This window comes from Cupriavidus sp. 8B (assembly GCF_054589115.1).
In genome coordinates, this window is sequence record NZ_BAAILO010000201.1 from 15050 (window position 1) to 27113 (window position 12064).

At 66.4% G+C, this 12064-nt stretch carries 10 protein-coding genes; all 10 read left to right on the forward strand.

What is annotated here, in order from left to right; translation table 11 throughout:
* Positions 1-9: 9 nt before the first annotated feature.
* The 10 genes from ACYP5B_RS19595 to ACYP5B_RS19640 all read left to right on the forward strand — a co-directional run bounded on the left by ACYP5B_RS19595 (position 10) and on the right by ACYP5B_RS19640 (position 11990).
* Positions 10-762 carry a LamB/YcsF family protein gene (locus ACYP5B_RS19595; RefSeq protein ID WP_459570834.1) on the forward strand — a complete coding sequence of 251 codons (753 nt, stop codon included), beginning with the start codon at positions 10-12 and terminating at the stop codon, positions 760-762.
* A 102-nt stretch (positions 763-864) separates the two neighbouring features.
* The gene (locus ACYP5B_RS19600; RefSeq protein ID WP_459570835.1) at positions 865-2460 is read left to right on the forward strand and encodes an ABC transporter substrate-binding protein; all 1596 of its coding nucleotides are present in this window, start codon (positions 865-867) and stop codon (positions 2458-2460) included.
* Between the two features lie 78 nt (positions 2461-2538).
* Positions 2539-3525 carry an ABC transporter permease gene (locus ACYP5B_RS19605; RefSeq protein WP_318235624.1) on the forward strand — a complete coding sequence of 329 codons (987 nt, stop codon included), beginning with the start codon at positions 2539-2541 and terminating at the stop codon, positions 3523-3525.
* A gap of 10 nt (positions 3526-3535) precedes the next feature.
* Positions 3536-4372, forward strand: a complete 837-nt coding sequence (locus ACYP5B_RS19610) for an ABC transporter permease (protein WP_459570836.1) — start codon at positions 3536-3538, stop codon at positions 4370-4372.
* A 2-nt stretch (positions 4373-4374) separates the two neighbouring features.
* Positions 4375-6081 (forward strand): ABC transporter ATP-binding protein, encoded by a 1707-nt coding sequence (locus tag ACYP5B_RS19615; RefSeq protein WP_459570837.1) that lies wholly within the window; start codon positions 4375-4377, stop codon positions 6079-6081.
* Positions 6078-7340, forward strand: a complete 1263-nt coding sequence (locus tag ACYP5B_RS19620; RefSeq protein WP_459570838.1) for a Zn-dependent hydrolase — start codon at positions 6078-6080, stop codon at positions 7338-7340. Before ACYP5B_RS19615 ends, ACYP5B_RS19620 begins: the two co-directional genes overlap by 4 nt.
* A gap of 67 nt (positions 7341-7407) precedes the next feature.
* Complete coding sequence (locus tag ACYP5B_RS19625) at positions 7408-8412, forward strand: hydroxyacid dehydrogenase (protein WP_459570839.1); 1005 nt, start codon at positions 7408-7410, stop codon at positions 8410-8412.
* A 248-nt stretch (positions 8413-8660) separates the two neighbouring features.
* Positions 8661-9617 (forward strand): LysR substrate-binding domain-containing protein, encoded by a 957-nt coding sequence (locus ACYP5B_RS19630; protein WP_459570840.1) that lies wholly within the window; start codon positions 8661-8663, stop codon positions 9615-9617.
* Positions 9618-9879: 262 nt separating this feature from the next.
* Complete coding sequence (locus tag ACYP5B_RS19635; RefSeq protein WP_318235617.1) at positions 9880-10866, forward strand: N-carbamoyl-D-amino-acid hydrolase; 987 nt, start codon at positions 9880-9882, stop codon at positions 10864-10866.
* Positions 10867-10976: 110 nt separating this feature from the next.
* The gene (locus tag ACYP5B_RS19640; protein ID WP_400092397.1) at positions 10977-11990 is read left to right on the forward strand and encodes a threonine/serine dehydratase; all 1014 of its coding nucleotides are present in this window, start codon (positions 10977-10979) and stop codon (positions 11988-11990) included.
* Positions 11991-12064 lie beyond the last annotated feature (74 nt).

Sequence of the window (12064 nt, forward strand, 5' to 3'; positions counted from 1 at the left end):
GAATCCAACATGCCGTTCATCGATATCAACTGCGATATGGGCGAGAGCTTCGGGCCCTGGGTCATGGGCAACGACCGCGCGATCCTGCAGCATGTCACCTCCGCCAACATTGCCTGCGGATTCCATGCCGGGGATCCGGACACGATGCTCGAGACGGTCCGCGCTGCCGCGGCCGCCGGCGTGGCGGTTGGCGCGCATCCGGGACTCCCCGATCTGCAGGGCTTCGGCCGCCGCGCCATGGCCATGACGCCAGGCGAGGTCTATGCCCTCATCGTCTATCAGCTGGGGGCCATGCTGGGCGTCACCCGCGCGGTAGGGGTCCCCCTGCACCACGTGAAGACACACGGCGCGCTCTACAACATGACCGCGCGCGACCCGGCGCTTGCCCAGGCGGTAGCGCAGGCCGTGCACGACATCGATCCCAAGCTGATGGTCTACGTCGCCAACGCCAACATGGCGAGCGCCGCCCGCGCGATGGGCCTGCGCGTGGCCTTCGAGGTCTATGCGGACCGCAGCTACCAGGACGACGGCACGCTGACGCCGCGCTCCGAGCCGCGCGCGATGATCGAAGACGTGGCGGAATCGATCGCGCAGGTCAAGCGCATGGTGACCGATGGCAGCGTGATCTCGCTCGCAGGCAAGACCGTTCCCATCGCAGCCGACACGCTCTGCATCCATGGCGACCAGCCCGGCGCGGCGGTGTTCGCGGCGCGAATCCGCGCCGCGCTCGATGCCGATGGCATCGGCGTGCGGCCCGTCTGACGTATTCCGCCACCGACGCACGAAACGCTCACGCAAAGCTCACGAAATGCTCACGAAACGCGCCCCATTCCGACCGACCCTCCCCAAACCAAGGTGATCCTCATGTCTTCCAAGCTGACTCCGCCCTCCAAGCGCATGCTCAACCTCGCAGCGTGCGCCGTTGCGCTGGCGCTCGGCACGCTCGCCGGCACCGACGCGCATGCGCAGACGCGCGGCGGCACGTTGCGCGCGATCGCGCAGCCCGAGCCACCGACGCTCATGCTTGGCCTCAATCAGCAAACGCCCACCCAATACGTGGCGGGCAAGATCTACGAGAGCCTGCTGACGTGGACACCGGACATGAAGCCGAAACCGGGCCTGGCCAGGTCGTGGACCATTTCGCCCGACGGCAAGGTCTACACGTTCGAGTTGCAGCCGAACGTCAAGTGGCACGATGGCAAGCCGTTCTCGGCAGACGACGTCGTGTTCTCGGTCGACAAGTTCCTGCGCACGGTGCACCCGCGCGCACGGGTCATCATCGAGCAGTTCGTGGACACCGTGAAGGCGCTCGGCCCAAACAAGGTGCAGATCACGCTCAAGGCGCCGTTTGCTCCGTTTCTGAAGGCCTTCGTCAGCGACAACATGCCGATCGTGCCCAAGCACATCTATGACGGCACCGACTATGCCAAGAACCCGGCCAACCAGACGCCAATCGGCACCGGCCCGTTCAAGTTCAAGGAGTGGAAGAAAGGCGCGTACATCATCCTCACGCGCAACCCGGATTACTGGCAGGCCGGCAAGCCTTACCTGGACGAGATCGTCTTCAACGTGATTCCCGATGCGGCCTCGCGCGCGGTGGCTTTCGAGCGCGGCGACGTTCAGGTGGTGAGTGCCGGTGACGTGGACAACGTGGAGGTGAAACGTCTCAAGGCGCTGCCGGGCGTGCAATACACGACGAAGGGCTGGGAGATGTTCTCCAAGCTGGCCTATATCCAGATGAACCAGCGCAAGCCGCCCTTCGACAACGTCAAGGTGCGCCAGGCTGTCATGGAGGCCATCAACCGCAAGTTCGTCGTGAACAACATCTTCTTCGGTCTGGGCAAGGTCGCCACCGGTCCGATTTCTTCCACTACGCCGTTCTACGATGCCAACGTTCCGGCCTACAACTTCGAACTGAAGAAAGCGCGTGCGCTGATCAAGGAGTCGGGTGTCGACCCCGCGAAGACGCCGATCAAGATCCTGTCGTATCCCTACGGCGCGACCTGGGACCGGCTTGGCGAGTACACGCGCCAGAGCCTTGAGCAGCTCGGCTTCAAGGTCGAGATTGAGTCGGCCGATGCGGGCACGTGGGCCAAGCGCGTCTCGGATTTCGATTTCGACCTGACCTTCAGCTTCACGTCGCAATATGGCGATCCGGCGCTGGGCGTCTCGCGTCTTTACCTGGCCCGCAACATGATCAAGGGCTCCGCATTCGTCAACAACCAGGGATACCGGAACGACGCGGTTGACGCGATGTGGGACAAGGCTGCCGCCGCAACGTCCAACGACGAGCGCCAGAAGCTGTACTCCAGCATCCAGAAGACACTCGTGGAGGAGGTGGCGAACGGGTACCTATTCGAGATGGAAATCCCGACGCTCTACAACGCAAAGGTGCACAACCTGATCCAGACGGCGATCGGTCTTAATGACACGTTCGCCGATGCCTACATCGACAAGTAAGCACCCGTGCGCGGCGATGCGCCGGGCAAGTTGTACGGCGCATCGTTCCCCCTCGTTAACTTTCTTGGAATCTTTTCCGTGGATAAGGCACTGTCAGTGTTCGCGCGGCTCGGCAAGGCAGCCCTGGTCGTGCTGGGCGTCGTCGTCATCAACTTCCTGCTGATCCGCCTGGCACCCGGCGATCCGGCCGCCGTGCTGGCGGGAGAATCGGGGGCATCGGACCCCACCTACGTGGCACAGCTACGGCAAGAGTTCGGCCTCGACAAACCGGTCTATGTCCAACTGGCGAGCTACCTGAACGGCGTGGCGCACCTCGACCTGGGCTACTCGTACCGGGAACGCCTGCCGGTGCTCGACATCATCCTCGATCGCCTGCCCGCCACGCTGCTGCTGATGTCGTGCGCGTTTGTCTTCGCGCTTGTGTTCGGCGTGCTGTTCGGCGTGGTGGCCTCGCGCAGCCGCTATCAGGGCAAGCACCCATGGCTCGACAGCGTGCTGATGACGGGGTCGTTGCTGATCTACGCCACGCCGCAGTTCTGGCTGGCGCTGCTGGCCATCCTCTTCTTTTCGCTGCACCTCGGCTGGCTGCCGCCCTACGGCATGGAGACAGTCGGCGGCACTTTGGCCGGCTGGGCGCGTGTGCGCGACGTTGCGCATCACCTTGTGCTGCCTACCGCGTCGCTCGGCTGCTTTTTCATGGCGGTCTACGCGCGGCTGACGCGCGCCTCCATGCTCGAAGTGCTTGGCATGGACTTCATCAAGACGGCACGCGCCAAGGGCGTTTCCGTGGGCGGGACCATCCGCCACCACGCGCTGCGCAATGCGTTGCTGCCGGTGGTGACGTTCGCGGGGATCCAGCTGGGGCAGATGGCTGGCGGCGCAGTGCTTACCGAGACCGTATTCGGATGGCCCGGCATCGGACGGCTGATGTTCGATGCGCTGCTCCAGCGCGACTATCAATTGCTGCTCGGCGTGTTCCTGGTGACGTCGACGATGGTGGTGGTCTTCAACCTGCTCACCGATCTCGCCTACCGGCTGATCGATCCACGCATCCAGCAAGCCTGAGGAGCCTCACATGTCCTTCCTGAAACGATTCGTCGCCAACCGCGGCGCGGCCGTCGGCCTCGCGCTGCTGTTGCTGGTCATCCTGACGGGCATCCTTGCCTCGACGCTCTATGCAGATCCGCCGTGGATGATGGTGGCAGAGCCGTTGCTGGGCCCGTTCGTCGACGGCGCCTACCCGCTGGGCACCGATATGCTGGGCCGCGATATCGCGGCAGGCCTCGCCTATGGTGCGCGGGTGTCATTGATGATCGGCGTGATCTCCACGCTGGTGGCCGTCCTGATCGGCATCGTGGTGGGTGCCCTGGCGGGCTACCACGGCGGCCGCGTGGACGACGCCCTGATGCGGGGAACGGAGTTCTTCCAGACCATTCCGCAGCTGGCCATGGCACTCGTCCTGGTGGCGATCTTCAAGCCGTCGCTGTACTCGATCGTCGGGGCCATCTCCATGGTGTCGTGGCCACCGGTGGCGCGCCTGGTGCGATCCGAGTTCATGACGCTAAAGCAGCGGGAATTCGTGCAGGCCGCCATCGTGATCGGCCAGAAGCCGGCCCGGATCATTTTCACCCAGATCCTGCCCAATGCCGCATCGCCGGTCATCGTGACGGCCTCGCTGATGACCGCGACGGCCATACTGACCGAATCGGCGTTGTCTTTCCTTGGGCTGGGCGACCGCAACCTGATGAGCTGGGGCTTCATGATCGGCGCTTCGCGCACGATGCTGCGCGAAGCGCCGTGGATGAGCCTCTGGCCCGGCCTCGCCATCATGGTGACGGTGCTGGCCATCAACCTGATCGGCGAGGGGCTCAACGACGCCCTCAACCCTCAACTGCGCAACCGGGGAGCATAACCGTGGCCATTGGCAATCCAGACCGGGGCGCCGCCCTGCTCTCCATCCGCGGACTAAGTATCCCGCTTCCGGCAGGCGGCGACCGTGAATACGCTGTGCGCGATGTGTCGTTCGACATCCGCGCCGGCGAGATTGTTTGCATCGTCGGCGAATCGGGATCGGGCAAATCGATGAGCGCCAACGCCATCATGGGCTTGCTGCCCGGCTATCTGCGTGCGCAGCAGGGGCAGATCCTGCTGCACGGCAAGGATCTGCTGGGCATGGATGAGACGACGCTGCGCGGCATGCGCGGCAAGGACATGGCGATGATCTTCCAGGAGCCGCTGTCTGCGCTCAACCCGCTGCAGCCGGTGGGAGAGCAGATCGACGAGGTCATGCGCGTCCATGGCGCCTATCCCGGTCCGGCACGCGAGGCCCGTGTGCTGGAACTGCTCGACTTCGTCGGCTTGCCGGATCCGGCGGGTCTGTTCCATGCCTGGCCGTTCAGTCTTTCGGGTGGCCAGCGCCAGCGCGTGATGATCGCGATGGCGCTCGCGCTGGAGCCGGCGCTGCTGATCGCCGACGAGCCCACCACGGCGCTGGACGTCACCACGCAGGCGCAGATCCTCGCGCTGATCGCCCGCATCCAGCGTGAGAAGGGCATGGGCGTCATGTTCGTGACGCACGATTTTGGCGTCGTGGCCGATATCGCCGATCGTGTCGTCGTGATGGAGAAGGGCCTGCTGGTCGAGGAGGGTACGGCCGACCAGGTGCTGAACCGGCCCCGCCATCCCTACACGCAACGGCTGATCGCCAGCGTGCCGTCGCACCGGCCGGGCGATCGCGAAGGCAATGACCCGGCCGACGCAGCGAGCGGATATCCACTGCTGCGCGTCGAAGCGCTGCGCAAGACCTACGTCAGTCCGGGCGGGCTGTTCAAACGCAAGCGCGTGGTGGAAGCCGTCAAGGACGTGAGCTTCTCGGTCCGCGCCGGCAAGACGCTGGGTATCGTCGGCGAGTCGGGTTCCGGCAAGTCCACGATCGGCAAATGCCTGCTCAAGCTGACCGGAACCGACGGCGGCGGGATGTATTTCGATGGGCGCGACATCGCCCCGTTGAGCGAGCGGGAGTTCCGGCCGTTACGCCGCCACATCCAGATGATCTTCCAGGACCCGTTCGCCTCGCTCAATCCGCGCCATACGGTCGGGCGCATCCTCTGCGATGGTCCGCTCGCGTGCGGCGTGTCCCGGGAACAGGCGCTGGCGAGGGCGCGCGAGCTGTTGCAGCTCGTCGAGCTCGATGCCTCGGCATTTGACCGCTATCCGAGCCAGTTCTCCGGCGGCCAGCGCCAGCGCATCGGCATCGCGCGGGCGCTGGCGATGGAGCCGCGGCTGATCGTCGCCGACGAATCGGTGTCTGCGCTCGATGTCTCCGTGCAGGCGCAGGTGCTGCGGCTGCTTCGCGACGTGCAACGGCGCCTTGGCATCGCGCTGGTCTTCATTACCCACGATCTGCGCGTGGCGGCGCAGATTTGCGATGCGGTGCTGGTCATGCACCGGGGCACCGTGGTCGAACAGGGCAGCCCTGCCCAGATATTCGAGACGCCCCGGCATGCCTACACGCGCCAGCTCATCGACGCGATGCCGGGGCGTGACTGGGATCCGTCGCTTGCCAGGCAGGCGGCCGCGCGGGCCGAGGCGCAGGCAGACGCGATGGAGACCATCCGATGACCATCGCCGAACCGGATCTCGCCCTCGCCACCGCGCTGTTCGACCGCTTGCGCGAACAGGGTTTCGACGGCGTTGGCGTCACGCGAGACAGCTACGGCGCGGGCGAGCAGCGGGCGCACCAGCTTGTCGCCGACGCCGCCTGCGCGCTCGAACTGGAGGTGGCGACCGATGCGGCGCTCAATCTCTATCTGACATTGCCGGGCACGGATCGCGGCGCCGCAGCGGTCATGACGGGTTCGCATCTTGACTCGGTGCCGCGCGGCGGCAATTTCGACGGCGCCGCCGGGGTCGTCGCCGGTCTCGCCGTGCTGGCTGGCTGGCGCAAGGCGGGCTTTGCGCCGCGTCGCGACGTCACCGTGGCCGCAATCCGCGCCGAGGAGAGCGCTTGGTTTCCGGTCTCTTATGCCGGGAGCAAGGCCGCCTTTGGACTGCTGGAGCCGCAGGCGCTCGACAGCGTGCGTGCCGACACCGGCCGCAGCCTGGCCGACCATCTGCGTGAAGCGGGCGGGCGGCCGGACGAGGTCCGCGCGGGCCAGGCACATCTGCGCGCCGAGCGCATCGATTGTTTTGTCGAACTCCATATCGAGCAGGGACCGGTGCTGCTGGAGACGGGCGACGTCGTCGGCATCGTCACCGGCATCTGCGGCAGCCAGCGCTACCGGCATGCCCGCGTGCAGGGGGCCTATGCGCATTCCGGCGCGACGCCGCGCAGCCACCGGCAAGATGCCGTGGTAGCAACCGCGGCGCTGATCCACGCGCTGCAACAGGACTGGATCGCGCTGGAGGCGCAGGGGCATGAACTCACGCTGACGTTCGGCCGCTGCATGACCGACCCGAAGCAGGCCGATTTCAGCAAGGTCGCCGGCCTGGTCGAGTTCAGTATCGACATGCGTTCCCGCTGCCGCGCCACGCTCGACCTGATGGATGCGCGGGTACATGCCGCCGCGGCAGGCATCGGCACGCAGTACCGGGTGCAGGTCGATCTCGGCGCCGCGTCGGCCAGTGCCGCGGCGCAGATGGACCCGTCGCTCCAGCACGCCCTGCTCTGTTCGGCGAGCCTGGGCGGCGTACGCGCGCGCGCCATGCCCAGCGGCGCGGGACATGACGCGGCGCTGTTTGCCGGCCAGGGCATACCGGCTGCGATGATCTTCGTGCGCAATGCCCATGGCAGCCACAACCCCAACGAGTCGATGGACCTCGCCGACTTCGCTGTCGCCACGCGGCTGCTGGCCGGCACGTTGGCAGCGCGCGCAGGCTAGGATGCCTGCAGCACGACCCGCATCGCAGTTCACAACTCAACCCATGCCTGATTCCCACGCAACGCCCATGCCAGTCTGCTTGATTACCCAGCCCATCCACCCCATCGGCGCGGAGCGCCTGCACGCCGCGGGCTTCGAGGTACGCCCGGGCCAGGCCGGTGACGAAGCCGCCCGCATCCGTGAAGTCGCCGGCGCCGACGCTGTGATCGTGCGCGAAGGCCTGACCGCCGCGATGATCGATGCCGCACCGCGGCTCGCGGTCATCAGCAATCATGGTACCGGCACCGACAAGATCGCGGTCGCACACGCGCATGAACTGGGCATCCCGGTGGTGTCCACGCCCGACGCCAATATCGGCGCCGTGGCCGAACACGCGCTGATGCTGATGCTCGCGGTCGCGCGCCGGGCGCCGCTGGCCGACGCAGCCACGCGGCAGTCCGACTGGGGCTACCGCTACGCGGCACCGATGCTCTCGCTCCATGGCAAGACCCTCGGCGTGATCGGCTTCGGCCGCACGGGGCGCCTGGTCTGCGACATGGCGCGCGCGGGGCTCGGCATGCGCGTGCTGGTGTGGTCGCCCAGCGTGCAGGCGTGCGAGGTCGAAGCGCACGGCGCTACGCGGGTATCGACGCTGCCCGAACTGCTTACGGCGTCCGACGTCGTCTCGCTGCACCGCCCGCTGCGTGCCGACACGCGCCACACCCTCGACGCGAACGCGTTGCGCAGCATGAAGCCGCGCGCCATCGTCATCAATACATCGCGCGGCGGGCTGATCGACGAAGCCGCGCTGGCCGCAGCGCTAAAGGACGGCCGGCTGTTCGGCGCCGGGCTGGACGTCTTCGCGCAGGAGCCGCTATCTGCGGCGTCCCCGCTGGCCGGGCTCGACAACGTCGTGCTGAGCCCGCATCTGGCCGGCTCCACCGAGGAGGCGCTGCATGCCACGGCGCTCCAATGCGCCGAACAGATCATCGACGTGTTCGCGGGAGTGCAACCGAAACACCTTCTCGATGCGCGCGTGTGGGTGCGCAGGCGCGTTCCCGTCATCACGCCATTCAAGGAAGTCCAGTCATGAATCCCCCGTTTGCAGGCTGACCCAGGGTACCATTCCCCTGGTGGTTTCGATTCCGCACGGCGGCGAACTGTTGCCCGACGCGTTCGCCGCGCAAATGCAAGACGTGGCGCCCGTGCGTGCCGACACACTGGCTTGATACCTCGCTCGCGCCCGACGGGTGGCGCGGATCCGTCGTCCGGTGGCGCGCTTCTTGCGTCGTCACGGAGTCCACTTGCCATTACCGCACGCCTGCCTTGGCGCCACCTTGTATGTCAGCCGTTAGCCGGCCTCCCGCCATTCCCCTGAACCTTCGCCAGATCGAGGTCTTCCACGCGATCATGGTCACCGGCTCGCTGAGCGAGGCCGGGCGCATGCTGTGCGTGTCACAGCCGGCAATCAGCCGGGTGCTGGCAACCGCGGAAAGCCGCCTGCGGTTCCTGCTGTTCGAACGGGTCAAGGGACGGTTGCAGCCCACGCCGGAGGCGCGCCGGCTGTTCGAGGAAGTCGAGGTTATCCTCAGGGGTGTCGCCCGGTTCAATGCCGTGGCGAGCAGCCTGGGCGAACAGAACGAGGGCAAGCTCTCGATTGTCTCCAGTCCGAGTTACAGCGAATGGCTGATGCCGCGCGCCATCCAGCGCTTCCGGGTGCGGCATCCCGACGTCCGTGTCCACTACCGCCCCATGCCGTTCGACGCCTTGCTGCCGTTCGTGGTGCAGGGGCACGCCGACCTCTGCATTGCATCGATGGCACCGCCCGACGGTGCGAATCTCCGGACCCGGGAAATCGGCGAGGGGCGGATCCTGTGCGCGCTGCCCAAGGGACACGCGCTAGCGGCGCTGGACGTTGTGACGACCGGCGATTTGCGCGGCCAGACCTTCATCGGTTATGGCGCAGACACCCCTTTCGGCCAGCTCTCCTCGCATTTCCTGTCGTCGGAGCAGGCGCCACTCACCCCGGACATCGAGATTCGCTCGACACCCGAAGCCATGGCGCTGGTGCGCCAAGGTGTCGGGGTGGCATTGGTGGAGTCGTTCGGATACACGCCATCCGGGTCGGACGACGTCGTACTCAAGCCGATCAGCCCGTCGCTCAGCCACAAGATCTACCTGATCCAATCGCGGCAGAGCCCGATGTCGACCCTGGCCAAAGGCTTTCTTGCCACGCTCATGCACCTGCTGGACGCCGCACCAAGCGGGGATGCGCAGCGCCCGCCGATGTTCGCCTGAGAGGGCGTTGGCGGCGCGGTGGCGCGATTGCCACAGGCCACCGCCGCGCCCCATCACATATTGCAAAGGACCCATAACAAGGGGCTATGAGGCGGCTGCGCACCAGGGCGGCCCCAGAGGCATTTTTTTGTTTTAAATCAATGCGTTGCGAGGACGAGACGGCGCCGATTGGCGCCCTATCGGCGCGCGGGGCGACGCATTTCAAGGGCGGCATCGCGTCCCTATACTCGACCCCACCCCATCGCACCAGAGGCTCCAACACATGTCCAGCATCATCACCGTCGCCGCCGCCCAGCTAGGTCCCATCCAGAAGTCCGAAGGACGCGAGATCGCGGTCGCACGGATGGTCCAACTGCTAGAGCGTGCCTACCGGCGCGGCGCACAGGTCGTCGTGTTTCCCGAACTCGCGCTGACCACGTTCTTTCCGCGCTGGTACCACGAGGACCTCGACGAGGCGGACCGCTGGTTCGAAACAGCGCTGCCCTCGACGCAGACGGCGCCGCTGTTCGAGGCGATCCGCCGCTTTGGCCTGACGGTGTACCTGGGCTACGCCGAGATCGCTTATGAGCCCGATGAAGCCGGTGTCATGCGCAAGCGCCGGTTCAACACCTCGGCGATCATCGCACCGTCGGGCGAGGTGATCCTCAAGTACCGGAAAGTCCATCTGCCCGGCCACGCAGAGTACGCACCGGCGCGCAAGGTGCAGCACCTCGAGAAACGCTATTTCGAAGTCGGCAATCTCGGCTTCCCGGTGGTCCGGGCGCCGGTCGGCGAGGCCGAGGGCGTGAACATGGGCATGATGATCTGCAACGACCGCCGCTGGCCCGAGGCCTGGCGCGTGCTCGGGCTGCAGCAGGTCGAGCTCGTCATGCTGGGCTACAACACGCCTAGCATGAACATGGAGAACCGCGGCTTCGAGGCCCACCACCTGCGCGTGTTCCACTCGCAGCTGTCCATTCAGGCGGGCTGCTATCAGAACGCGTGTTTCGCGGTCGCCGTCGCGAAGGCCGGGACCGAGGACGGCCACGAAATGTTCGGCCATTCGATCATCGTCAATCCCCAAGGCGAAATCATGGCGCAGGCCACCAGCTGGGACGACGAACTCATCGTGGCCGACTGCAACCTGGACATGTGCAAACTGGGCCGCTCCACCGTCTTCAACTTCGGTTTGCACCGTCGTGTCGAGGCGTATTCACGCATCACCGATCAGGTCGGCAGCGTGGCCCCGCCGACCTGGCCGGCGCGCTGATCCCGCCTCCCTTTTTCCTCGACCACCCACCCGTCTTCTCCATGCAGCCAACCGAAACGCTGGATATCCATCCGGCACGACCACGACCCGCGCCAGCGATCCGGCACGAGATGCTGGGTGACATGCGCGTCCCCGATTTCGCCGACGTCGAGCAGGCCGCCTTGGACATCGCTCCCCATGTCGTGCGCACGCCGCTGCTGCGTTCGCCGGCGCTCGACGCCATTGCCGGCGCGCCGGTCTGGCTCAAGGCCGAGAACCTGCAGGTCACGGGCTCGTTCAAGGCACGCGGCGCCTTCAATGCCCTGCTGTCGCTGCACAGCGACCAGCGCGCGAAAGGCGTGATCGCCTATTCCACCGGCAATCACGGGCAGGCGATCGCCTGGGCCGCGCGCCAGCTCGGTGTGGCGGCGACCATCGTGATGCCTGCCGATGCGCCACGCAACAAGGTCGAGCGCGCGCTGGCCCAGGGTGCGCGCGTGGTGCACTACGACCGCCGCCATGAAAGCCGCGAGGCAATCGGGATACGGCTGCTCGGCGAAACCGGCGGCACGCTGATTCCACCGGGCGATCATCCTGCGGTCCTTGCCGCCCAGGGCACGGTGGCGCTCGAGGCGCTGCAGGACCTGCCCGAGGCTGCGCTCGACAACCTCGGCCTGTTCGCGGCGCCCTGCGGCGGCGGCGGGCTGATGGCCGGTTGCGGCCTGGTCGTCGACGCGTTGAATCCAGGCACGCGACTGATCGCGGCCGAGCCCGCTGGCTTCGACGACACGGTGCGCTCGCTGCGCAGCGGCCTCAGGGAAATCAATGCGGCGGGCGCCACAACGCTCTGCGACGCGTTGCAGGCCAACACGCCAGCCGAACTGCCCTTCGAGATCAACAAGCGCTTTCTCGACGGCGCGGTGGCGGTCACGGATGCGCAGGTCCGCGCCGCCATTCGCTTCGCGCTCGAGGAGCTTCGGCTGCTGGTCGAGCCGGGCGGAGCCGTCGCGCTGGCGGCATTGCTCGCCGGCGTGATCGATCTCGAAGGCCGCGACGGTGTCATCGTCCTGTCCGGCGGCAATATCGATCTGCCCTTGCTTCAAACGATGCTGCAGCCCACTGCAGCCGCCGCGCACGGTACCTGAGACAGCCGTGTCCCCGGCCCTGCGCATATTGGCGCGAGCCGGCCTTGATGCCAACTTGCCTACCACGAAAGGAA